This window comes from Hwangdonia seohaensis, assembly GCF_031932625.1.
Lineage (GTDB): Bacteria > Bacteroidota > Bacteroidia > Flavobacteriales > Flavobacteriaceae > Hwangdonia > Hwangdonia seohaensis.
This window is the reverse complement of the sequence record NZ_JAVSCK010000001.1, coordinates 1,021,101-1,045,362: the sequence shown is the minus strand read 5'-3', so window position 1 is coordinate 1,045,362 and position 24,262 is coordinate 1,021,101. Positions and strand designations below refer to the sequence as shown.

Genomic DNA, 24,262 nt, shown 5'->3' with positions numbered 1-24,262 from the left:
CTACTACTAATGTTTAAAAACGCTAAGTTGTTTAACGCATAATAACCTTCGACTGCGCTCAGGGTAAAAAACTATCAATCATGACTAAAAACACAAAAAACAATAAAACAGATAAGGAGTTCGGGTTGTCATCATGGGCAATTAACAACAAAACTACCATGTATGTTTTAATTTTGCTCATTTTAATTTTGGGTGCCGGTGCCTATTTTAAAATGCCTCGGGAAAGCTTTCCTGAAGTTAAAGAAACTAAAATCTACATCAGTTCCATTTACCCCGGAAACACTGCCGAAGATATTGAAAAACTTATTACCGACCCGATTGAAGACCGCCTAAAAACGGTAAGCAATGTGGTTGAAATAACCTCAACATCGCAAGAAGATTACTCTATTGTGATAGTTGAGTTTGATGAAAACATTTCGGTTGAAGCTGCAAAGCAAAAAGTAAAAGACGAGGTTGACTCTGAAAAATCAGGTGAAGATTGGCCAACATTCAATAATGCCAAGGTTGAACCCAATGTGTTCGATTTGAGCATGTCTGAAGAAATCCCCATTTTAAACATCAACATTTCGGGAGATTATCCCGTAGACAAATTAAAAGAATACGGCGAATATCTTGAAGATGAAATTGAAAGCCTGCAGGAAATAAAGCAGGTCGATATTCGTGGCGCACAAGACAAAGAAGTTGAAGTGGCTGTTGATATTTATAAAATGATGGCTGCCCAAGTCAGTTTTGACGATATTATCAATACCATCAGCAGAGAAAACATGACCATGTCGGCTGGTAATTTAATATCCAGCGGACAGCGCCGTACCATTAGGATTATAGGCGAAATAAGCAACCCAAACCAATTGGAGGATTTTGTTGTTAAGTCTGAAAACAACAACCCCATCTATTTAAAAGATGTGGCAACCGTTACCTTTAAAGACGAAGATAAAACCACCTATGCCCGAGAATTTGGCAACCCTGTTGTGATGCTCGATGTAAAAAAACGCGCCGGAAAAAACATGGTGGCTGCTGCCGAACAAATAGACCTTATGGTAAAAGAGGCCATAGAAAATGTTTTTCCACCAGATTTAAAAGTGTCCATTTCCAACGATCAATCATCAAAAACCATTGGTCAAGTTGACGATTTGGTTAATAATATCATATTTGGTATCATTCTCGTTGTTACCGTTTTAATGTTCTTTTTAGGATTTAAAAACGCATTGTTTGTCGGGTTTGCCATTCCCATGTCCATGTTTATGTCGCTCATGATTTTAAACATGTTGGGCTATACCATGAACACCATGATTCTTTTTGGGCTTATCATGGGACTGGGTATGTTGGTTGATAACGGTATTGTAGTCGTGGAAAACGTATACCGATTAATGTCTGAAGGTATGCCGAGAATTGAGGCCGCTAAAAAAGGCATTGGCGAAATCGCTTTTCCTATAATTATTTCTACAGCTACTACCGTGGCGGCATTTATTCCTTTAGGCTTGTGGCCCGGGGTAATGGGTGAATTCATGATTTACTTTCCGGTTACACTGTCCGTAGTATTAGGCTCATCGCTATTTGTTGCCATTTTCTTTAACTCGGTAATGGTTTCGCAATTTATGACTACAGAAGACAAGAATATGCCCTTACAACAAATCGTTAAAATTTCAATAATATTTGGTGTTATCGGGCTTTTGGTTGTTTTGGTTGGCGGAAGTTATAGAGGCCTGGGCACATTAATGTTGATAACCGTTTTAATGCTTTGGATTTACAGGTTATTTTTAAGAAGATGGGCCAACAAATTTCAAAATAACACATTGCCAAAATGGGAGCGTATTTATGAGAAATCGCTGCGTTATGCTTTAAGCGATAAAAAGCCAATTTTAATAACCGTTGCAACTGTAGTATTGCTTTTTGTGGCGTTTATAGGCTTTGGTGCTTCTATTGGAAGTAAACGTACCAAAGTTGAGTTTTTTCCGGATAATACGCCCAATCAAATTATTGTTTATATTGAATATCCCGAAGGCACCGACATTAAAAAGACGAATGCCATAACCAAAGATATCGAAGAGCGCGTTTATAAGATTATAAATGACGAAGCTTATATGGATAACGGTTACAATTTCTTAACTGAAAGTGCCGTATCTCAAGTGGGCGAAGGCGCAGGAAACCCTATGACTGATGGCGGTTCTGCGGCCGAAATGCCCCATCGTGGTAAAATTACTGCCACTATGCGCGAATATAAATTTAGAAGAGGTGCAGATAGTAACGAGCTTCTTAAAAAAGTGCAAGAAGATTTAAAAGGCATTTATCCCGGTGTTGCCATTTCGGTAGAAAAGGATGTTGCTGGCCCTCCTGCCGGTTATCCTATAAATTTAGAACTTAAAGGTGACGATTATTCTAAACTGATCACAACCGCTGAAAAAATGCGCGATTTTATCAACACGAAAAACATTCAGGGAATCGACGAGTTAAAAATTGATGTCAATAAATCCAAACCCACCATGCAGGTTATTGTGGACAGAAAAAAAGCGGGTGAATTGGGCGTTAATGCCGGACAAGTTGGGCAGCAATTGCGTAACTCCATTTTTGGCTCTAAAGCGGGTATCTATAAAAAGGATGGTGAAGACTACGATATTTACGTGCGCTTTAATAAAGAAAACAGGTATAACACCAGCGCCATTTTTAATCAAAAAATAACCTTTAGGGATATGGCATCCGGCCAAATAAAGGAAATTCCCGTTTCTGCTATCGCTAATCACAGCAACAGCTCAGGCTACAGTGCCATAAAACATAGAGATATTAACCGTGTGGTAACACTTTACTCTGCGTTGGCACCGGGCTATGTAGATGCTGGGGCTATTGTAGCTCAAATTCAAAACGAGATGAAAAGTTTTACTGAAAAACCAGATGACGTAAAAATCGATTATACCGGACAAATTGAAGAACAAGAAAAACAACAAGACTTTTTAAACGGAGCGTTTCTTACTGGCTTAGGACTTATATTTTTCATTTTAATATTCCAATTTAATTCGATTTCAAAACCCGGAATTATAATGCTCGCCATATTTTTAAGCCTCATTGGTGTTTTTGGAGGCATCGTTATCACGGGCGCTTCATTTGTAATAATGATGACCATGATGGGTATCATTTCGCTCGCCGGTATTGTGGTAAACAATGGTGTTGTACTGCTCGATTACACCCAACTTTTAATAGACCGAAAGAAATTTGAACAGGGATTGGAAGACGATCAATATCTAGATAAAAACGAACTTATCGAAGTTATCGTAAAAGGTGGTAAAGCACGTTTACGCCCCGTTTTACTTACGGCCATCACAACCATTTTAGGATTGATTCCGTTGGCAACGGGCTTAAACATAAACTTCTTTACATTATTTAGCGACTTTGATGCTGACATTTATATTGGTGGTGATAATGTGATTTTCTGGGGACCATTGGCCAAAACCGTTATTTACGGCTTATTGATCGCTACGTTTTTAACATTAATTGTTGTTCCTATTTTATTCTATTTAGTTACAAAACTTAAAATGTGGTTGTATAAAGATAGGGTTTTTACGAATGAAGACCTTATACCACAAGAAGTGATTAATAATGAAAACCGAATAGAAGATTAATTTTAATTGACGACTAATTCAATTAATAACAGAACTCCAGAATTTCTTATCGGAAACTCTGGAGTTTTTTTATTTTTTAAAAGCAGTATCTTATCAATTGCATTGGATTAACGCCATTCAAAATCTCCGGTTTCAACCGACCAATCGTTTCCAAAGAAACCTGCACTCTTTACGGCCGGCATACCGTTTAGCAATACCTCATCATCAAAAAGCAAAACATCGGGAAATGTGGTACCGTTAACCAAATAGTGGTTCATATAGGCGGCTTTCATGCCTTTGCTGCCCGTTGCGGTAACCACACCAACACTGGCTATATCGCTGTCTTTCCTGGGCACAATAAAATACATGCCCCATTGGTTGCCAAATAATAACTTGCCATTAAAATTCACACCGTAATCTTTCACCTGAATTGGGCAATCTTTTAAAAGTTTGTTCCACGCCGTGTTATTATCGGCGTTTCCGTAAATCACAACATTTCTATCGGCATATTTCTTTAAAGAAAAATCGACATCCTTTACCATTTCAATATGTCCGTTGGCACGATACCAAAACGTTTCGGCATCAAAACGCGCCCTGTTGTAATACCATTCGTTTTCTGTGGGCGTGCCATTTGTAGCGTAAACAAACACCACGTTATTTCTAAAAGCATCTTTAAAACCGCCGTTTCTATGTGGGCCTTTTTCTTTTAAACTCGGTGCTTGGGTAATTTGCCACGCACCATTCACCATCTTAAAAAATACGCTTTTATCGTTTTGGATTTTTATTGAATTCCCATCAATTTCAATATTGGTTGCGGCATCGTTTAAAGCTGAAAAATCAACTTCAATAACCGCCACATTATCGGTATGTAATTTATAGCCATCTTCTTTTGAAAACTTAAAAGAGCTGGTTACAAAAGGTTGGTCTTGCTGATGAATGGTTATAAAATGAGAACTAGCAGAAACCCCCGGCGAACCTGTGAAAAATTCATATTTTTTTATATCGGTGGCTTCTTTGATGCTGCGTTGTTTGAAAAAATCGAAAATAGGTTCCCAATCCACACTATGGTTACCATACCAATGTGTTCCATCTGGATATTCGTAATAGGTGAAATCCGGATGGAATTTACCCAAACGTTCGCGCATATCGCGCGCAATAGCGGTTGGCACCACATTATCAATTTCGCCGTGCAAAACATATACACCGTGATGCAAATAATTGCGAATAAGTTGTAAGGTTCTGCTAGGTGTTCCCGCTCTGTGAATTATGTTTTCCATAGCCGTTGGTACGTGTTCTGCAGTGAGACGCTCCAATATTTTTGGACTAATCCCAAACCGTTCCAATTGCGCTTCGGTCATATTTAACATTCTACTTGTAAATCCGCCTCTGTACAAAAGCAAATCCGGATATCCGGCACAAGGCGCGATGGCCGCAAAATGATCAGGGTAAGTGGCGCCCAAATACCAGGTGCCGTGACCGCCCATAGAGTGCCCCGTTAAATATATTTTTTTGCTGTTGGGTATGTAAATAGTTTTCGCATCTGCTAAAACCTCGAGCGCATCTAAACGCCCCCAATCTTCCCACGCAAAACCAAAAGGACGACGATTGGTTGGCGCAATTAAGTTGCCCCAATCTTTTTTCGCATAAGCATTGGCTTGGTTTACAGCCTCAACCGAAGCCCCGTGTACCGATAAAAACAAGGCGCCGTTTTCTAAATTTTTATTGCTAGACGGCGCGACGCTGTAATATTGAATGCTGCCATCCACATTGCTTTTAAGGGTGCGTTTATGGTGGGTATGCTTAGATTTTATTTCAATTTGAATGGTATTCGTGTTTACTAATGCGCCGTTTTTTGCATTCAAACTTAATTTTAAATCGGCTTTTCCCAATTGATTTCCATCTGAAACGGAAGCTATTTTAAAAGGTACTTTTTGAACGCTTAAAGGTGGCATGTTTGGGATTTGATGCGATAGCGATACACCGTTAATCTCAGAAGTAATCGTATGGTTTTCAACCCAATTATCAGAAGTATTTATTATTCTGATAGCGCCCAAATAGGTTTTGTCTTCTTCAACCAAAAGGTCGGGCAAGGTCACATCTCGGGTGGTAAATTGAACTGGCGTTTGAGGGTCAATCAATCGGGCTCTGATTCTTGGGAATCGCCCTACTTTCAACACGAATTTATTTAGTCCTTTTTTTAATTTTAACGGAATTAAATTCCATCCGAAATCATAATGATCGCCCTCGTGAGGCAATCCGTTAATTAAAACGAGCGAATGCCCCGAGGCTTCAAAAAGCACCGTTTTTTCGGTATCGGATTGATAGCTTAAATACACATAACTAGACCTTAAATTACTGTCGTTAAAACTATTTGTAGTGTCTGTTGCAATGGTTTTCCACATTAACTGCTTGCCTGTAAAATCAATATCAAAAACATCATCGTTTTCAGGCTCGTAATTGGGCTGCATTAAAAACCGACTAAAAACCTGATCTTTAGGAAATGAGGATGAGTTAAACCTAAAATTCTGAATTTTTAAAGCTAATCCCGTTTTAAAAACGTGCAAAAGCTTGCCTTCTTTTATGTCGTTTACTTTTTCTTTTCCAAAGTATTCAACAATATTTCCCGTACGTTGTTGGGCTATTAAAGTTGATGACCCAATCATCACAAATAATAGAATGATTCTAATTTTAATCTTGGTTAGCTGCATTACAAATCGATTTAAATTTTCAATAAAATTAGGCATTTAATTTCATCTAAAAACATTTTTCGACCAACAACAATCACGCGCCTTTGAATAGATTAATTTGCAGCACCATGCTTAATAAAAAAACCCAGAGTTCGCACTCTGGGTTTTTAAGGTATTTTAAATTTAGATTTTAATTAATATTAAAACCTGTAGTTTAATCCTACGCTATAGTTTGTTCCCAATTGTCCAAGTTGCTGCACTTCTGATGAGTAAACAAATCTACTTCCCGCCTGTGCCGTTCCTGTAGAGGCTAAAGTTACATCTGGGTACACGTCAAAAATATTATTAATAATGCCGGTAATACTCAGCTTATCGGTAAAATTATAGCTTACACTTAAGTCTGTTGCCAATTTAGACGATAAAGCTTGATCGTTTGCCGGCCCATTTGGAGAGGTTATGGTAACCTTTCCAAACAAAGTGTTGTAAAGCCCAATATCTACTTTTTCAGACTCGTAGTCCAAACCTAAAATAAATTTTGATTTTGGTCTTGCACTTGTAATTAAACCCTTTTCTATTCGGGCAAAAATATCGTATCCGTTTTGCGCTAAAGCATCTGGCGTATTAATGGCATCAATAGTTGTTTTATTGAAATTTGCCGCTAAATTAGCATGTAATTTACCCGATCCTAAATCCATGTTTCTGTAGTTGATAATAAAATCGGCACCCGTAGTTTTGGTGTCTCCGGCGTTTATAAAGAACTGAACGGCAACAACACCGTTATCTTCAAGAATTTGTTCAACTGGATTTGTTGTTGTATCGTCTGAATCTGAACCAATCTGAGAAGAAAACAACACCCGGTCATCTACTTTTATACTGTAAAAATCTAAAGATGCTGAAAAGTTTCTATCGAACTTATAAGTAATACCTGCAGCTAAATTTTTAGATGTTTCCGCAAATAAATTAGGAACGCCTAAAGCCTCAACAGCTGGATTATTATTTGCCAAAGTACCTTGTAATAGTGGTTCTGGTGAACTCGCAACAATAATATACTGGCTATTTGTTAAGTGACGTTGGTGCAATGTAGGCGCTCTGAACCCGGTACTATAGGATGCTCTTAAAGCCCCTTTGTCGCCCAGTTTTTGACGGCCAAATATTTTCCATGAGAAGTTATCCCCAAAATCGGAGAAATCTTCGTAACGACCTGCAATACCCAACAATAAAGCGTCAGACACATCAAAATCCAATCCCATATATGCTGCGAAGTTATTTCTATCCCATTCGCCAGCTTCTTCCGGCTTAACACCCGCAAAAGAATCGGAACCAGCCCCGTAATACGATAACGGATTGCCTTCTCTAGCTTCAAACTTTTCTTTCTTATATTCCAAACCAAAAGACCCACTAACCATATCGGAAAAAACTTTAGAGAAATCTAAATTCCCAATCACATTACTCAAGCTATAACCACCTGGTTTAAACGTCCTTGGCGATGTGCCATTATCGGCCAAATAATCTCTGTTTACCGAATTGTTAACCGTATAATCTACACTGTTCTTCCCAAAAGTTATACTGGCATCAGCACGCCAATCGTTCCCTAAATCCATATCTAAACCTGCTACGTTTAAATGGTCTTTTATTCTTGCTTCAAAGGAAGGTTGATATCCCTGAAAATCTTCGGGTGCGGTAATAAAGCCTGCGTCTGCAACATCGCGTCTCCAATAAGGTGCTCTATAATACGCAAAACTGCGCCCTGTGCGTAAGGTATATCCATGGAATGAATAGAACTCGGAATGCTCTCCAACGGGATGTGACATATTTACAAAAACATCGCCTTTTTCCAAATCTGGTTGGCCTACGTGCATTCCTAAATCCGGGGTGTTTTGAGCCCATGCAATCTCGTTTGGTCTTGCATCACCGGGCAAATCGGCAACCCCCGGGGTTCCGGCTCTATTGGTTAATTCCTGGTTATAATAACCCAAAGTTAAGTTTATAAAACCGCCTTCTCCAAACCCAAGTGTTGTATTGAAGTCTGTCGCAAAGTTAAATCCGTCACCTTCTGAAGTCACCCCAGTTTTGGCCGTAAATGTAGAAAACTGTGCATCTTTTTTTAACACCATGTTAATTACGCCAGCAATAGCATCAGATCCATATTGGGCGGATGCACCATCGCGTAAGATTTCCACACGCTCAATGGCCGCCGTTGGGATACTTTTTAAGTCTATGCCCACCTCTCCTTTTCCGGGTGTTCTATTTAAAAATACTTGGGCACTTTGGTTTTTTCGTTTGCCATTTATTAAAACTAAGGTTCTACTTGGACCCAATCCTCGTAAATCAGCCGGATCATAATGTGCTGTTGCATCAGAAATAGCTTGATTTTGTGCATTAAACGATGGTACTTTAAACGTTAGCATCGCTTCAATGGTTGGCTGTCCACCACTTGTTAATTCTTCTACTCCAATGTTATCAATAGGAACAGGTGAATCTAAAATGGTTCTAGGTTTTGCCCTGTTACCTAAAAGAACAACCTCATCTAAGGCAACACCAGCGTGCATGGAAACATTTAACGTGCTTCCTGTTACTACAATCTCTTGGGTTTCAAAGCCAACATAAGAAAAAACAAGGGTGTCTCCATTATTAGCGCTAATGGAATAATTGCCATCAAAATCGGTTGTTGTACCTGTTGAAGACCCTTTTACAATTACGGAAACTCCTGGTAACGGCTGTGATGCATCATCAGTAACGGTACCAGAAACTTCTTGTGATTCAGAATAATTAAATGCCCCTGACAGCATTAAAATCAAAATCAATTTAAGATTTAATAATTTGCTCATAATTTCAGTTTTTAAATTAGTTCCGCTAAATATCCAAATAAAATGCGAAAATCCCATAAAAACATTAAAAAAAATACTATTAACTTATTATTTTAATAAATTTTTTGACAAAAACCTAAAATCAAACTGACTGAAATATTTACCAAAAACGCTATACTAAAAAGCAATATCTTCCTAAATTTGCACATCAATTTCACTAGCATGTACAGAAGTCATAATTGTGGCGAATTAAACGCCTCGCATATAAATACAGAAGTCACCCTTGCAGGATGGGTACAAAAATCTCGAGACAAAGGATTTATTGTTTGGGTCGATTTACGCGACCGCTACGGCATTACGCAATTGGTTTTTGATGAGGAACGTACATCGAGAGAACTTCTGGAACAAGCTCAAAATTTAGGTCGCGAGTTTGTTATTCAGGTTAAAGGAACCGTTATAGAACGCGCTTCGAAAAACCCAAAAATGCCTACGGGCGATATTGAGGTTTTAGTATCCGAATTGCATATTTTAAACGAATCCAAATTACCGCCGTTTACTATTGAAGACAAAACCGATGGCGGCGAAGATTTACGAATGAAATATCGTTATTTGGATATTCGCCGCAACCCCGTAAAAGACAATTTGATTTTTAGAGCCAAAGTAACGCAAGAGGTTCGTAATTATCTTTCAAAAGAAGGTTTTATAGAAGTTGAAACGCCTTATTTAATAAAATCAACGCCAGAAGGTGCTCGTGATTTTGTGGTGCCAAGCCGAATGAACGAAGGTGAGTTTTACGCATTGCCGCAATCGCCTCAAACCTTTAAACAATTGCTTATGGTTGGCGGCATGGACAAATATTTTCAGATTGTAAAATGTTTTAGGGATGAAGATTTACGTGCCGATAGACAGCCTGAATTCACACAAATAGATTGTGAAATGGCGTTTATCGAGCAGGAAGATATTTTGAATGCTTTTGAAGGATTGACACGTCATTTATTAAAAGAAATTAATGGTGTTGAAGTTGATAAATTCCCGCGACTGCTTTACGATGATGCGATGCGTTTATACGGTAACGATAAGCCTGATATCCGTTTTGGGATGGAATTTGGCGAGTTAAACGACGTTGCACAACATAAAGATTTTGGTGTTTTTAATACGTCCGAATTGGTTGTTGGTATCGCCGTTCCAGGAGGAAACAGTTATACAAGAAAAGAAATAGATAAATTAATTGATTGGGTAAGGCGTCCGCAAGTTGGGGCTTTGGGTATGGTGTACTGCCGCTGTAACGACGATGGGACTTATAAATCTTCAGTTGATAAATTTTACTCCCATGACGATTTAGCAAAATGGGCAGAGGCGACCGGAGCAAAAGCAGGCGATTTAATTTGTGTGCTTTCCGGCGAAACAAACAAAGTACGCGCCCAATTAAGCGCGCTGCGCATGGAATTAGCTGAACGTTTGGGCTTAAGAGACCCTAAGGTTTTCGCACCGCTTTGGGTGATTGATTTTCCCTTATTGGAACTAGACGAAGAAACAGGGCATTACCATGCGATGCACCATCCGTTTACATCGCCAAAACCCGGACAAATAGAGTTATTGGATTCTAAACCAGGCGAAGTAAAAGCCAATGCTTACGATTTGGTTTTAAATGGAAATGAAATTGGTGGCGGTTCCATTCGTATTCACGATAAAACAACCCAAGCTATCATGTTGAAACATTTAGGGTTTTCCGAAGAAGAAGCCAAAGCACAATTTGGGTTTTTAATGGATGCTTTTGAATATGGTGCGCCACCACACGGCGGACTAGCTTTTGGTTTAGACCGATTGGTAGCAATTTTAGGCGGACAAGAAACCATTCGTGATTTTATTGCCTTCCCAAAAAACAACTCGGGACGCGATGTTATGATTGATGCGCCTGCACCAATAGACGATGAGCAACTTGAAGAATTAAGCTTAAAACTTAATTTAAAATCATAAGAATTAAAATCCTGCTCATTGCAGGATTTTTTAGTAGTTTTATAAAATGCCAATACCCTCTTTATTAAAGCGTATACATGTTTGGAGATATAAATATATATCTCCAAAAAATTTCGTATTTATTCTAAGCATCATTGTGGGTTTATTGGCTGGTTTAGCAGCGGTAATACTAAAAAACATTACGTATGCCATTCAAGCGCTTTTAGAAAAAGGCATCATTTCCTCAGAGAATCAGCTCTATTTTATTTTGCCTATTGTCGGTCTGCTTTTAGTCTATATCATTAAACATTATTTTTTTAAAAAAGTAATGAAACCCGCCACACCTACTTTTGTTAAAAGAGCTATTCCCTCGTTGCTTTATTCGCTATTAAGACAAAAAGGATTACTGTCGTACAAATTAATATACCACCCTTTAATAATGGCGCCGCTAACCGTTGGTTTTGGTGGTTCGGTTGGGTTGTTGGGGCCTGCTATAACATCTGGTTCCGCTATAAGTTCCAACCTAAGTAGACTGCTTCATATAGACCGAAAAACACGCACATTGCTAATTGCTTGCGCCACGGCCGGAGCTATGGCCTCTATGTTTAAATCGCCTATTGCAGCCATCGTTTTTGCTGTTGAAGTGTTTAGCCTAAATTTAACCTTTACCTCGTTATTGCCATTATTAATTGCATCCATATCGTCTGTACTAACGTCTTATTTCTTTTTGGGTGATGAAGTACTTTTTAATTTCGACCTCACCGATAAATTCACCATTAATGATACTCTTTTCTATATTGCATTGGGTATCGGAACAGGAATAGCCTCTTTATATTTCACCAAAATTTACTTTGCCGTATACAACTTTTTCGATCAGTTTAAATCGCGGTTGGTAAGGCTGGTTATTGGCGGAATAATTATTGGAATCATGCTGTATTTTATTCCGCCTCTTTACGGTGAGGGTTTAAGTTTTACCAAAGATCTTTTTGACGGCAACCATCTGCACGCTTTGGGCTCAACTTTTTTCGATGAATATTTAGACAATATATGGGTCGTTATAGTATTGCTAATAGGCTTTACCCTATTTAAAGTTATTGCAATGACTACTACATTTGCAGCAGGTGGTGTTGGAGGAGTTATAGTACCAACCATGGTTATGGGAAGTGCTTTGGGCAACGTTGTGGCAAAAGTTATTAATAATATTGGCATGGGCTATCAAGTGTCCGAATCCAACTTTACTTTGGTAGGCATGGCAGGACTTATTGCCGGTGTCATTCATGCGCCCTTAACGGCCATTTTTTTAATAGCCGAAATCACGGATGGTTACGAGTTGTTTATTCCGTTAATGATTACGGTTGCCATTTCGTATATGATTACCAAAAACTACATGGAACACACCATTTACACCCGAGAATTGGCAGAAAGAGGCGACTTACTAACTCATGATAAGGATAAAAACGTTTTGACTTTAATGAAGTTAGACCATGTAATTGAACAAAACTTTGTGGAGCTAAACCCAAATATGACCTTGGGCGTTATGCTACACAAAGGCGTAGCAAAATCCAGCAGAAACCTGTTTCCGGTTGTAGATGAACACAAACGATTGGTGGGCATTATACTTTTAGACAATATTAGGGATATTATGTTCGACCAAAGTTTGTATACCACCACTACCGTTGAAACCTTTATGCACTACCCGCCCGATTACATCGTATATGAAAAAGATAATATGCAAACCGTAATGAAAAAATTTCAGGATTCAGGCGCATGGAATTTACCGGTAATTAAAAACGGATGCTACTATGGTTTTGTATCGAAATCTAAATTACTCACAGCATACAGGCGCGAACTAATTAACAGCACAACCTAATGAAGTATATCATCATTTTCTTTCTAGTCGTATCCATAGGATTAATAACAAGTGGCTTTCTTTTAGAAACCGCCTATTCGCAACAGCTTATCGGCTTTGGCGTTGTTACCCTATTTTTAATCGTATTCCCCTTGTTTTCATATTACCGTTGGAAAGACAAAAAAATTCAAGATTACATGCTCACCAAAGAAAATCTTGATAAAATGCGCGAGCGCGAAGGCGATAAACGCAAATAATTTGGGCGTTCCCCTACGGGTCGGGCTTTCCGCTATATCTTTTTAAAGCGTCATTGCGAGGACGAAGATAGCCTGCACTGAGCGCAGTCGAAGTGTGGCAATCTGTTAAATTTCAGTGCTTATCCAAAATCAATTCTTTTTTGCCTTTAAAAAGGATGCCGCATCAATCCCTAACGCGGAGTCAGTCCGCAATAGTCAGCCTTCACTTAGCAGTCGTTTATTGTCCGCAAAAACCAACAGAAAACAGAAAAGAACAGCTAAAGTAATTAGTTCAAATTCCGTTTTTCAATAAAAAAACGTTTCAAAAGTTCCGAAGCTTCATCCGCCAAAACCCCACCTTTAATCGTTGTTTTTGGATGCAGTTTGGTTTTTAAATTAATACAACCGCGTTCCTTATCCCGAGCACCGTAAACAATGTTGGAAATCTGACTCCAATATAAAGCGCCGGCACACATTTGGCAAGGTTCCAAGGTGACATACAAGGTGCATTGCTGTAAATATTTCCCGCCTAAAAAATTAGCCGCAGCGGTAATGGCCTGCATTTCGGCATGCGCCGTTACATCGGTTAGGGTTTCGGTTAAATTATGTCCGCGGGCAATAATTTTATTATCAATTACAATAATAGCACCCACAGGAATTTCGCCTTTATCAAAAGCAGCCTCAGCTTCTTGGAGGGCTTTTTTCATAAAATAAGTATCGTCGAATGGTTGTAGCATAAAAACAAAAATACGATTTCAAATGATAATGGTATCATTTTCATATACTACATTTGTAACGCAATGAACAGCTTTTTAAATTCCATAAACTCTCCCAAAGAACTCCGTCTTTTAAAACAAAAAGACTTAGAGCAACTTGCTCAAGAATTACGCGCGTTTATCATCAATATCGTCGCTACCAAACAAGGGCATTTGGGCGCAAGTTTAGGCGTTGTAGAGCTTACCATTGCTTTGCATTATGTTTTTAATACGCCCGAAGATCAACTTATTTGGGATGTGGGCCATCAAGCCTACGGCCATAAAATTTTAACCGGCAGAAAAGATGTATTTGATTCCAATCGCCAATTTGGAGGTATCAGCGGTTTTCCAAAACGCGATGAAAGTGCATACGACACCTTTGGTGTTGGGCATGCCTCAACATCCATTTCGGCGGCCTTGGGTATGGCCATTGCATCGCAGTTAAAAGGCGAAGACAAACACCATATTGCCGTTATTGGCGATGCCAGTATTGCTAGCGGAATGGCTTTTGAAGGCTTAAACCATGCCGGTGTTACCGATGCAAATCTATTGGTTATTTTAAATGATAACGCCATTGGTATCGACCCAAGTGTTGGCGCTTTAAAAATGTATTTAACCAATGTAAAAAAAGGCACCCAAAAACAAGACAATATTTTTGAAGCTTTAAATTTTGATTATTCCGGACCGATAAACGGCCATGATATCGATGCTGTTATCACAGAATTAAAACGGCTAAAAACGGTAAAAGGCCCCAAGTTTCTGCACGTTATTACTACTAAAGGGAAAGGCTTAAAACAGGCCGAAGAAGACCAAGTAAAATACCATGCCCCAGGAAAGTTTGATGCTATAACAGGCGAACTCATTGCGAAATCTGGCGCTAGCCAGCAGCCACCAAAATACCAAGATGTTTTTGGGCATACCATTGTGGAGCTTGCCGAAAAAAATAAAAACATTGTGGGCATTACACCGGCGATGCCCACGGGAAGTTCGTTGAAATATATGATGGATAAAATACCCAATCGCGCTTTTGATGTCGGTATTGCCGAACAACACGCCGTTACCCTTGCCGCTGGTATGGCAACTCAGGGTTTAATCCCGTTTTGCAATATTTACTCCACGTTTTTACAGCGTGCTTACGACCAAATTATCCACGATGTGGCCTTACAAAAACTACCCGTAATTTTTTGTTTGGATCGCGCAGGTTTAGTGGGCGAAGACGGGGCAACGCATCACGGGGTTTTCGATTTATCGTATTTAAGATGCATACCAAACCTCATTATTTTTGCGCCGAGAAATGAAGTTGAATTACGCAACATCATGTACACCGCACAACTAGGTTTGGGGCAACCTATTGCCATTCGTTATCCGCGGGGTCGTGGGGTGACCATGGATTGGAAACAACCTTTTAAAAGCATTGAAATCGGGAAAGGTACGCAACTTAAAAAAGGCCATAAACTGGCTGTTTTAAGTATTGGAAACATGGCACAAAATGTAAGCGATGCCATAGCTTTATGCGATAACAAAGAGGCTGTTTCGCATTACGATATGCGTTTTGTAAAACCTTTGGACACGGATTTATTGCACGCCATTTTTAAATCGTATAAAACCATTTTAACCATTGAAGACGCTTCGGTTATAGGTGGGTTTGGCTCTGCTATATTAGAGTTCGCCGCTGCAAACCACTATAATAATTCGATTAAAACACTGGGAATTCCTGATGTATTTATTGAACACGGCAGTGTTGATGAATTGCAAAAATCGGTTGGTTTGGATGCCGAGAGTTTAAAAACCCAGTTTAATTTATTTTTATAATAAAAGCTATTTGAATTATAAGTCATTTTGATTTTGTAAAAAATTTCAAAAGCACATTTATATATAACAAATCCAACTAAATTTTTTGAGCATTGGGAATAAAACGTACTACAATAATGCATAACCGCTAAACAATCCTCTGCAAAAACAAAATAACTTCCAATTGAAACTCACAGGCTAGCAAACTAGCGCGTTAGGGATTGATGCGGCATCCTTTTTAAACTTGAACACAACAAAGATTGAGGAAACTAAAATTTGGCAGATTGCCATGTCCTTCGTCCTCGCAATGACGATTTAAAAAGATATAGCGGAAAGCCCGACCGAAGCGACCCTTCGAGGTTTCATGTGCGTCCGGATAGTTATCAGGTTTGTTTCAGCATCCAACCTTGAAGGTATAAGCGAAGGGAACGCCCAAAAACATTTAATTCGAGATTATTTATTCGAACAAGGCCTTGAGTTCGGTGGCTTTATTTGGTGTTATTTTACCCGCCAACAGGAGACTTAATTGCTTGCGGCGCAATGCGGCATCAAATCGTTCTTTTTCCAAATCGGTTTGAGGATGCACTTCCGGGACCGAAGTGGGCCTGCCCGTATCATCTACGGCAACAAAGGTATAAATGGCTTCGTTGGCTTTAGATTTTTCGCCCGATTCACGATCTTCAATCCAAACATCAATAAACACTTCCATGGAGGTTTTAAAGGCGCGGGACACTTTGGCTTCAACCGTAACCACACTGCCCAGAGGCACCGCTTTATTGAACGCTACGTGGTTAACCGACGCGGTAACCACAATGCGCCTACTGTGGCGACGGGCGGCAATACTTGCGGCACGATCCATGCGCGCGAGCAGTTCGCCACCAAATAAATTGTTTAGCGGATTGGTTTCACCAGGTAAAACCATGTCGGTCATGGTTGTTTTTGATTGCTCGGGTGTTTTTGCTTGCATCACTTTTGTTTTAACAATGCTGCAAAGGTACTGTGCTTTTAAATATTAAAGAAGTAAAAAAGCCTTGAATTGTTTTAGATATTAATCTAGTTTTTTAACTAGCAACCACGCATTTTTGTTGTGTGTTTTTCTAATGTCACGAATGGCTTTAAGAGCCTCTTTACCTGTTTCGTAACTCGCGTAAACCACTTCGTGCAATCCGTATTTGTTTACACCAATTTTTCTGGCGTTAAAGCCTTCTTTTTTAAGTTGGGCTATAATTTTATTGCAGTTTTCTTCAACTCTAAAAGCCCCGGCAACAATATGGTAATTGCCCGTTTGTTTGGTTACATTTAATGTAATGGCAGGCAACGGATTTAAACTAAAAGTCGCTTGTTGTATTTTGGTGTCCAATTGTTTTGTCGCTTCTTCTTGCGCCAATTGGTTGTGCGTTTCAATTTGATTTACGTAAAAATTTGAAGCGACAAACCCACCAAGCGTTAAGGCAACTAAGGCTACGGCTGCATATTTTAAATACGGTCTTTTTGCGGTTACTGAGCCTGTCGAAGCACGTTTTTCGGGTGTAACGGTAAGCGGAATTACCTTTTCAATTTGCTCCACTTCTTTTTTATAAACTTCGCGGGTTACCGAAGGTGAAACGAATTGAGACAATCCAAACGAATCGGTTAAATAATTGAGGTTGTATGTTGGTTCAAATAAAATTTTACCTTCATCATTAAACACCACTTCGCCAATATTACTAAACGTAAGCGTTTCGCCCTGTGTTAAATACGACTTGAGTATTTTAACACGTTTCGCAATTTTTTTTGTGGCGGTTTCAAATGGGATTTTTTCCACATCGGCAATATAGTGCGCCAACAAGCCATCGTTTTGTTGAATTTGCTCGTTAAAAGACACCGCTTTTTTTGGCGGATAAAACGTATTTGTTGAATCGTTAATTGTTGCCGATACGCGCTGCGTTAAAAAAGATCCGAATTCCGGAATGGTAACGCACTCATATCTATAAAGTAAATCGCTTATGTAGGTTTCTAGTTGCATAAAAACAAAGTTAAAAAAATATGCTTTTAGATAAAATTTAAGGTGAAGTATTTATTAACAGTCGAAAAATTCTTTTATTGTAGCTTTAAAACCAAATGTTTACCATGACAGAAAACGATTTACTTTACACTTTAGCCTTGCAACATGTGCCTAATATTGGTGATATAACGGCCAAAAGACTCATTGGACATTGTGGTTCTGCCGAAGCGGTTTTAAAAGAAAAAAAGCATAATCTGTTAAAAATTGATGGTATTGGTAGTGTTGTTCTAGGTGATTTGTTTAAAACACATCATTTAAAAGAAGCTGAAAAAGAAATACAATTTATAAAAGAAAACCAGCTCAAGGTTTTATATTTTAAAGGCGACAGCTATCCCGAAAAACTAAAACACTGTATTGATGGCCCTATTTTATTGTTTCAATCGGGGAACATTCATTTAAAAGAACAACGAATTATTAGCATTGTTGGCGCACGAAAAATCACAACAAACGGCATCGCATTTTGCGAACATTTGGTAGAAACACTCCTGCCTTATAACCCTATTATTGTTTCGGGCTTTGCTTACGGCACCGATATTACCGCGCATAAATCGGCATTAAAACACAACTTGCAAACCATTGGTTGTTTGGCGCATGGGTTGCATACCATTTATCCTAAAATACATAAAAAATATATGGTTGAAGTTGAAAAAAACGGTGGGTTTTTTACCGATTTTTGGAGCAGCGACACCTTTAACAAAAACAATTTTTTAAAGCGCAACAGAATTATTGCCGGCATAAGCGAAGCTACCATTGTTATTGAGTCTGCCGAAAAAGGCGGAAGCTTGGTTACTGCCGATATTGCAAATTCGTACAACCGCGATGTATTTGCGGTTCCGGGGCGTACAACAGACTCGCAAAGTGTGGGTTGTAATAATTTAATTAAGCACCAAAAAGCGCACCTGCTTTCCAACCCATTGGATGTGCCTTATATGTTGAATTGGCAATTAGACGATATTTCGACAGGCTCAATAGCCAAACCAACCGTACAAAAACAGCTATTTGTTGAGTTGGACGCAACCGAAAAAATCATTTATAATTATCTTAAAGCCAACGATAAACAACTACTTGATGTGATCGCCATTAATTGCGAGATGCCTATATTTAAAGTCGCGAGTATTTTGTTGACCATGGAACTTAAAGGTGTAATAAGACCACTACCCGGAAAATTGTTTGAAGTGATATAACAGCCATTACTACCACCAAACCAAAAAGAATTTATTTAATGTGCCGTTGGGGAATTTTATCCAACAAAGCGGTGAAAATTGACGCTCCAAAAAGGGTTTTGCTGTTTTTGTGAATGATTCAAAAGGCAACCAATTTACATACGTATGTGGTGTAATAGTCCAATCAATTTTTTTAGGTATATAAAATTTACAATCGGAAAATTGCTGCATTTGCGTTTTGTAAATATAAAAACCCGAAATACAATCTTGATTTAAGGTTTTTAACGAGATGTCTTTTTGAAAAGGAATAAATAATTGTGCCTTAAAATAAACCTGTTGTTCAATTTCAGTAACATCTAAATTTAAGGTTTTTAGATATTTTTTGCTGTGTTTGGAGTTTAGTAACGGTAATTGTTTCTGGCTTAGCTTAATTAATTTTTCAACTAAAGCATCTTTTTTATTGGGGCCAACAACATGTTCGATTTCAGAGCTTCCAATGGTATCATCATAAAGATAAATTTTATATATTATTTCTAAATGAATGGGTTTTTCATCTTTTAAAAGCAAACAATCCAATTCGCCCAAAGTTGCTTTTTGATCTTGAATTTGAATGTTTTCAGACAGAATGGAAATTGATTGGTTTTGCTGCAATTCAAAAGCTACCAAGCGTTCTATATATTTTCCCAGACGTAATTTTTCGTCTATTTCAATATCGATTTTTGTTGGTGTGGAATTGATTTCAAACTGATGCAAATCGAAAACCTTATGTTTTTTCCACAAACACCGTGTTTCAAGGAAACCATCATATCGGTTTTGAATGTCTTTTGTTTTTTGGTGCATCTTTAAAAGAAGTAAATATTAAAGTATGCCGAATAGGTTTCAACATAGGTTTTTCAAAAAACGGAAATTAGTCAACAACTTCAAATTAAAGAAGCTTGTGTTGTTTTGCAAAGGTTAATACCCAACCTTCTCCCTAACTCGATTCAAAACTTCATCGGCAACAACTTTCGCTTTTTCAGCACCAACAACCAAAGCCTTATCAACTTCTTCGAGGTTATTCATGTAATAGTTGTAGCGTTCGCGTTGTGTGGCAAATTTGTCAACAATCAATTCAAATAAGGCTTGTTTGGCATGCCCGTAACCATAATTACCGTTTTCGTAATTGGCTTTCATGGTTTCAATTTGAGCATCATTTGCTAATAAATTATAAAGCGCAAAGCAATTGCAGGTACTCCAATCTTTTGGATCTTCAAGTGGTGTGCTGTCGGTTTCAATAGACATGATTTGCTTGCGGAGCTTTTTATCATCTAAAAATATATTGATGATGTTGTTTCTACTCTTGCTCATTTTCTCACCATCTGTTCCCGGAATAAGCATCGTATTTTCTTGTATTTTACCTTCTGGCAATACAAAAGTCTCGCCCATTTTAGTATGAAAACGCGATGCTACATCGCGTGTCATTTCAATATGTTGTAATTGGTCTTTCCCAACGGGAACTATGTCTGCATCGTATAACAAAATATCGGCCGCCATTAGCATAGGGTAGTAAAACAGTCCAGAATTTACATCCTCTAACCTATCGGCTTTATCTTTAAAACTATGCGCTAAGGTTAAACGTTGGTACGGAAAAAAGCAACTTAAATACCATGATAATTCGGTTACTTGCGGGATATCACTTTGTCTGTAAAACACCGTTTTTTCATAATCTAACCCAAAAGCTAACCATGTAGCTGCAACCGAATACGTATTATAACGTAATGTTTCGGCATCTTTAATCTGTGTTAAAGTATGCATGTTTGCTATAAACAAATACGAATCGTTTTCGGGCTTGTTTGCCATATTTATTGCTGGCATAATAGCGCCTAAAATGTTTCCTAAATGTGGTGTTCCGGTACTTTGTATGCCTGTAAGTATTCTTGCCATGTTTTCATTTCCACGAAAGTGGAAATCTTTTTAAATTAAAACTCAGATTTTATTCTTCGGACAAAGGTAATTTTTTTAATAGAATTGCTCAATACAATTACGTATTTTTGGGCTCCATGAGCATTTTTAAATATATTTTTTGGGTATTGTACCGCATTTGGTTTTATATACTTGTTGCCTTACCCATACTTATTATGTTTCCCATTCTTTTAATATCTATTTTAAAAGAATCTTGGTATCCGTTCTTTTTTAAATTAGCGCGTTTTTGGGCTCGATTTATTTTAATGGGCATGGGCTTTAGGCCTCTAATTGAGCGCGAACAAACACCGGAAAAAGGCAAAAGCTACATGTTTATTGCCAACCACACATCGATGACCGATATTATGCTAATGTTGGTTTCGGTTAAAAACCCGTTTGTTTTTGTTGGAAAAAAGGAGCTGGCTAAAATTCCGCTTTTCGGATTTTTCTATAAACGCACCTGTATTTTAGTTGATAGAAACTCGGCTAAAAGCAGACAAGCCGTTTTTTTAAGAGCACAACGCCGATTGAAAACCGGTGTGAGTATTTGTATTTTTCCTGAAGGTGGCGTACCCGAGGAACATATTGAATTAGACGATTTTAAAGATGGTGCTTTCCGGTTGGCCATTAACCATAAAATACCGGTTGTGCCATTAACATTTGCCGACAATAAAAAACGCTTTTCGTATATTTTCTTTAGCGGAGGTCCGGGAAAAATGCGTGTTAAAGTCCATAAATTTTTAGCGACGGAACACTTAACGGTTGAAGACACCAAAGCTTTAAACCAAGCGGCCAGACAGGTTATTTTAAGGCAATTGCAAGTATATAATAAATAAAGAACTGCTCTGGGGAGAGCAGTTCCTTTTCGATATTGGTTTCCGAGCTTAAAGGAAACCGATATCTAGATCTAACCAAAAACCTAAAACTTTATAGCAAATCCGGTGTAAACCCCAATAAAATAAGGTTTAAAATTACCAGACGTGTTATTAAACGTATTGATTTGATACTTGAACATCGGCTCAAAATTCAAATCTATTTTTTGCGAAACTTTATAATTTAACCCCACACCAAAATTGGCACTGTAACTTACGTTGTTAATATTGCTCGCTTCGCCCAAAAGGGTTCGAGACCCTGCAATTTCTGAGAATATTTCATTTTTGTTTAAAAAGAACGAGCTAAAGCCACCAATAAGGTTAACCCCTAATTTTTTGTTTGTGAGCGCGTACTGAATTTCCAAAGGCACTTCAATGTAACCCATATCTTGATTAATGGACGTGTTTGAGGTTTTTGCAAAAGCTTCCGGACTTTTTGAAGTGTTCACATTTTCGCTGCTTATAATAGAAACAGCATCGGCCGTACCCGCATTTGTATTTACATTTTGCAATAAACTAGAGCTGGAGCTTAAGGATTGGAACACCACAACATTATTGGTGTTGTAACCCAAATTAACTCTATTTATCCCGGTGCGAATACTTAGTTTTTTATTAACCGCATAACTGGCCTTAATACCGTAACTCATGTTGAGTTCGCCACTTTTCGAGTTGTTATTAAACTGCGGATCGATGGAAGAGCCTTCGCCCAAACTACTAAAATAAACAGGCGCAGCATTTGGGGCAATACTCCACCTATTTAATTTTTCGTCCTCTTCTTCAATAATATCTTTATTTTTATCTAATACTTCCTCAATGGTAAGCGTGTTTTCCTTGATGTTGTTATCGGCAATAGCTTCGGTTTTGGCTATCGAATCTGTCGAAATATCATCGGGCTTTACATCCGCAATAGCGGTATTGTTTTTTGTGGAATTGTTAATTATTCCGTTTGCTTTACCGATGTCGATTTGAGGGCTTTCATTTTTATTTTGAATAGTCGCGTTGCTTTTTTCTGTTGAATTTTGAGCAACTGCCGTGGTGTTATCGCTTTTTACAATAGCATCGGAAACACTTGATTTTTTATTTGAAGGCTGCTGCGATTTTTGTGTGCCTTCATTTTTGTGTTTTGAAAACGTATTTTCGGCAACCGATGTTTCGTTTGAAGGCGTCATGTTTTTAAGAGCTTCATCGGTTTTTGAATCAGATACTTTTTCAGTCGATTCTTTTTCGGTATTCGATGTGGCGACAGCTTCTTTTTCGTCAATAATTTTTGGCTCTTTTTTATCGGAATCAATTAAATTGTTATTGTCCTTTTTGTTCGAATCATTTAAAACCGCCTCTTTTGTATCAACAACTTGGGTTGGCTCAGTGGTGTTGGAATCATTGAAAAACAAACCGCCAACAGTGAGCAAAAGCAACAGTAAAGCCGCAACGCCTGCGTAACGCCACCAAATAGGAATAAGCCGTCGTTTTTTCTTTTTCTTATTAAGTTCGGTTTCAATGTTTGCCCAAACAGCATCACTGGGCGTGGCTTCAAAATCTTTAAAACGCTCCTGAAATAATCTGTCTATATGTTTTTTATCACTCATTATAAGGATTGTAAACTTTGTCTTGTTTTATACTGTTCTATAGTGTCCTTCAACGTTTGTCTAGCCCGGGCTAAATTGGATTTTGAAGTCCCTGTGTTTATGTTTAGCATCTCCGCTATTTCTTTATGGGAATAGCCATCTAAAACATAAAGGTTAAACACTAAACGGTAACGATCTGGTAATTCTTGAATTATTTTTAAGAGATATTCTAAAGGTATTTGGTCTTCGTCAATCTCTATTTCAACCTCGTCGGCTACGTTTTCATTTATTATATCAAAAACCTTTTCGTTTCGGTAGCGTTGTAAAACCGTGTTTACGGTTATCCGTTTTAACCAGCCTTCAAAAGAGCCTTTGCCTTTATACTGTTCTATTTTATCGAAAATGGTTAAAAATGCGTCTTGCAAATTATCTTCTGCTTCGGCATAATTCCTCGAATACTTTAAGCATACGGAGAATAGTTTACTCGAAAAGAGTTTGTACAATTCTCCTTGGGCTTTAGTATCATTAATTCTACAATTTTCTATGAGTTGATTTAAACTCAAATTAAAACATGTATAGGTTAATACTTAAACTTACTCTGTTACGGGCACTTCAATAATTAAATATTGGTCTTCCCCACTAGCATCTTCTCCTTGCCAAAACTTAAATATATAGGATCCGTTACTGGTAACAATGAAATTAAACGTGGCTTCTACCAGCTCGTCTGTTAATGTGTCACAACTGTTGTTATTAAACACATAATTAATGGCGGCAACCGTACGTTCGTTATTTTCTCTCAAATAATAAAATTCCTTAAAAGAATGACATGTTGATGGCTTAAAATAGGAAACCGTTATTGGGTAGGTTTCTCCCAGAGTAAACTCATCGGGAATATCAACGCTTTCAATAGGTAAAATTTCAAAGCTGTAATTTTGGCTATCATCATCAAGACTGCATGACGCAAATAAAAATAAAGCTAAACTTAGGGCGACTAACTTTTTCATTG

The 24,262-nt window shown here is 38.1% G+C and carries 17 protein-coding genes; 7 read left to right on the top strand and 10 right to left on the bottom strand.

Annotated elements, in window-relative coordinates; translation table 11 throughout:
• Positions 1–80: 80 nt before the first annotated feature.
• Positions 81–3,611, top strand: a complete 3,531-nt coding sequence (locus RNZ47_RS04485) for an efflux RND transporter permease subunit (protein ID WP_311937019.1) — start codon at positions 81–83, stop codon at positions 3,609–3,611.
• A 107-nt stretch (positions 3,612–3,718) separates the two neighbouring features.
• Here RNZ47_RS04485 and RNZ47_RS04480 read toward each other — a convergent pair whose 3' ends face one another.
• Together RNZ47_RS04480 and RNZ47_RS04475 are read right to left on the bottom strand one after the other, a co-directional pair.
• Complete coding sequence (locus RNZ47_RS04480) at positions 3,719–6,298, bottom strand: carboxylesterase family protein (RefSeq protein ID WP_311937017.1); 2,580 nt, start codon at positions 6,296–6,298, stop codon at positions 3,719–3,721.
• A 179-nt stretch (positions 6,299–6,477) separates the two neighbouring features.
• Positions 6,478–9,105 (bottom strand): TonB-dependent receptor, encoded by a 2,628-nt coding sequence (locus RNZ47_RS04475; protein WP_311937015.1) that lies wholly within the window; start codon positions 9,103–9,105, stop codon positions 6,478–6,480.
• A 201-nt stretch (positions 9,106–9,306) separates the two neighbouring features.
• On the opposite strand from RNZ47_RS04475, the gene aspS reads away from it, so the two are divergent.
• From aspS to RNZ47_RS04460, 3 genes are read left to right on the top strand one after another with little or no spacing between them, the layout of a single operon-like run.
• Positions 9,307–11,061, top strand: a complete 1,755-nt coding sequence (gene aspS / locus RNZ47_RS04470; protein ID WP_311937012.1) for an aspartate--tRNA ligase — start codon at positions 9,307–9,309, stop codon at positions 11,059–11,061.
• 46 nt (positions 11,062–11,107) lie between these two features.
• Positions 11,108–12,910 carry a chloride channel protein gene (locus RNZ47_RS04465; RefSeq protein ID WP_311937009.1) on the top strand — a complete coding sequence of 601 codons (1,803 nt, stop codon included), beginning with the start codon at positions 11,108–11,110 and terminating at the stop codon, positions 12,908–12,910.
• Positions 12,910–13,146, top strand: coding sequence for a hypothetical protein (locus RNZ47_RS04460; protein ID WP_311937006.1), 237 nt, complete (start codon positions 12,910–12,912; stop codon positions 13,144–13,146). The genes RNZ47_RS04465 and RNZ47_RS04460 overlap by 1 nt, the downstream gene beginning before the upstream one ends.
• A gap of 266 nt (positions 13,147–13,412) precedes the next feature.
• Here the strand turns inward: RNZ47_RS04460 and RNZ47_RS04455 are convergent, their stop codons facing one another.
• Entirely contained in the window at positions 13,413–13,862 is a 450-nt protein-coding gene (locus RNZ47_RS04455) for a nucleoside deaminase (protein WP_311937004.1), read from the bottom strand.
• Between the two features lie 63 nt (positions 13,863–13,925).
• Between RNZ47_RS04455 and dxs the strand changes: the two genes are divergently transcribed.
• On the top strand, positions 13,926–15,692 hold the full coding sequence (gene dxs, locus RNZ47_RS04450; RefSeq protein WP_311936999.1) for a 1-deoxy-D-xylulose-5-phosphate synthase: 1,767 nt from the start codon (positions 13,926–13,928) through the stop codon (positions 15,690–15,692).
• 436 nt (positions 15,693–16,128) lie between these two features.
• Here dxs and RNZ47_RS04445 read toward each other — a convergent pair whose 3' ends face one another.
• Together RNZ47_RS04445 and RNZ47_RS04440 are read right to left on the bottom strand one after the other, a co-directional pair.
• Positions 16,129–16,638, bottom strand: coding sequence for an acyl-CoA thioesterase (locus RNZ47_RS04445; protein ID WP_311936995.1), 510 nt, complete (start codon positions 16,636–16,638; stop codon positions 16,129–16,131).
• Between the two features lie 81 nt (positions 16,639–16,719).
• Entirely contained in the window at positions 16,720–17,676 is a 957-nt protein-coding gene (locus RNZ47_RS04440) for an HU domain-containing protein (protein WP_311936992.1), read from the bottom strand.
• A gap of 104 nt (positions 17,677–17,780) precedes the next feature.
• Here RNZ47_RS04440 and dprA point away from each other — a divergent pair, with 104 nt between their 5' ends.
• Positions 17,781–18,899, top strand: a complete 1,119-nt coding sequence (gene dprA, locus RNZ47_RS04435) for a DNA-processing protein DprA (protein WP_311936988.1) — start codon at positions 17,781–17,783, stop codon at positions 18,897–18,899.
• A gap of 9 nt (positions 18,900–18,908) precedes the next feature.
• Here dprA and RNZ47_RS04430 read toward each other — a convergent pair whose 3' ends face one another.
• Together RNZ47_RS04430 and trpS are read right to left on the bottom strand one after the other, a co-directional pair.
• Complete coding sequence (locus RNZ47_RS04430; RefSeq protein WP_311936985.1) at positions 18,909–19,718, bottom strand: DUF1853 family protein; 810 nt, start codon at positions 19,716–19,718, stop codon at positions 18,909–18,911.
• Positions 19,719–19,832: 114 nt separating this feature from the next.
• Positions 19,833–20,801, bottom strand: coding sequence for a tryptophan--tRNA ligase (trpS, locus tag RNZ47_RS04425; protein WP_311936982.1), 969 nt, complete (start codon positions 20,799–20,801; stop codon positions 19,833–19,835).
• Positions 20,802–20,917: 116 nt separating this feature from the next.
• Between trpS and RNZ47_RS04420 the strand changes: the two genes are divergently transcribed.
• The gene (locus RNZ47_RS04420) at positions 20,918–21,655 is read left to right on the top strand and encodes a lysophospholipid acyltransferase family protein (protein ID WP_311936977.1); all 738 of its coding nucleotides are present in this window, start codon (positions 20,918–20,920) and stop codon (positions 21,653–21,655) included.
• Between the two features lie 83 nt (positions 21,656–21,738).
• Here the strand turns inward: RNZ47_RS04420 and RNZ47_RS04415 are convergent, their stop codons facing one another.
• From RNZ47_RS04415 to RNZ47_RS04405, 3 genes are read right to left on the bottom strand one after another with little or no spacing between them, the layout of a single operon-like run.
• On the bottom strand, positions 21,739–23,277 hold the full coding sequence (locus RNZ47_RS04415) for a hypothetical protein (RefSeq protein WP_311936974.1): 1,539 nt from the start codon (positions 23,275–23,277) through the stop codon (positions 21,739–21,741).
• Positions 23,277–23,819: an RNA polymerase sigma factor gene (locus RNZ47_RS04410; protein ID WP_311936971.1), complete on the bottom strand. Its 543-nt coding sequence runs from the start codon at positions 23,817–23,819 to the stop codon at positions 23,277–23,279. The genes RNZ47_RS04415 and RNZ47_RS04410 overlap by 1 nt, the downstream gene beginning before the upstream one ends.
• Before the next feature lie 30 nt (positions 23,820–23,849).
• Positions 23,850–24,260, bottom strand: a complete 411-nt coding sequence (locus tag RNZ47_RS04405) for a hypothetical protein (RefSeq protein ID WP_311936968.1) — start codon at positions 24,258–24,260, stop codon at positions 23,850–23,852.
• Positions 24,261–24,262 lie beyond the last annotated feature (2 nt).

Coding starts and splice junctions, on each gene's coding strand:
- RNZ47_RS04485 (WP_311937019.1), top strand. CDS start 81: ATGACTAAAAACACAAAAAACAATAAAACAGATAAGGAGTTCGGGTTG.
- RNZ47_RS04480 (WP_311937017.1), bottom strand. CDS start 6,298: ATGCAGCTAACCAAGATTAAAATTAGAATCATTCTATTATTTGTGATG.
- RNZ47_RS04475 (WP_311937015.1), bottom strand. CDS start 9,105: ATGAGCAAATTATTAAATCTTAAATTGATTTTGATTTTAATGCTGTCA.
- aspS (WP_311937012.1), top strand. CDS start 9,307: ATGTACAGAAGTCATAATTGTGGCGAATTAAACGCCTCGCATATAAAT.
- RNZ47_RS04465 (WP_311937009.1), top strand. CDS start 11,108: ATGCCAATACCCTCTTTATTAAAGCGTATACATGTTTGGAGATATAAA.
- RNZ47_RS04460 (WP_311937006.1), top strand. CDS start 12,910: ATGAAGTATATCATCATTTTCTTTCTAGTCGTATCCATAGGATTAATA.
- RNZ47_RS04455 (WP_311937004.1), bottom strand. CDS start 13,862: ATGCTACAACCATTCGACGATACTTATTTTATGAAAAAAGCCCTCCAA.
- dxs (WP_311936999.1), top strand. CDS start 13,926: ATGAACAGCTTTTTAAATTCCATAAACTCTCCCAAAGAACTCCGTCTT.
- RNZ47_RS04445 (WP_311936995.1), bottom strand. CDS start 16,638: ATGCAAGCAAAAACACCCGAGCAATCAAAAACAACCATGACCGACATG.
- RNZ47_RS04440 (WP_311936992.1), bottom strand. CDS start 17,676: ATGCAACTAGAAACCTACATAAGCGATTTACTTTATAGATATGAGTGC.
- dprA (WP_311936988.1), top strand. CDS start 17,781: ATGACAGAAAACGATTTACTTTACACTTTAGCCTTGCAACATGTGCCT.
- RNZ47_RS04430 (WP_311936985.1), bottom strand. CDS start 19,718: ATGCACCAAAAAACAAAAGACATTCAAAACCGATATGATGGTTTCCTT.
- trpS (WP_311936982.1), bottom strand. CDS start 20,801: ATGGCAAGAATACTTACAGGCATACAAAGTACCGGAACACCACATTTA.
- RNZ47_RS04420 (WP_311936977.1), top strand. CDS start 20,918: ATGAGCATTTTTAAATATATTTTTTGGGTATTGTACCGCATTTGGTTT.
- RNZ47_RS04415 (WP_311936974.1), bottom strand. CDS start 23,277: ATGAGTGATAAAAAACATATAGACAGATTATTTCAGGAGCGTTTTAAA.
- RNZ47_RS04405 (WP_311936968.1), bottom strand. CDS start 24,260: ATGAAAAAGTTAGTCGCCCTAAGTTTAGCTTTATTTTTATTTGCGTCA.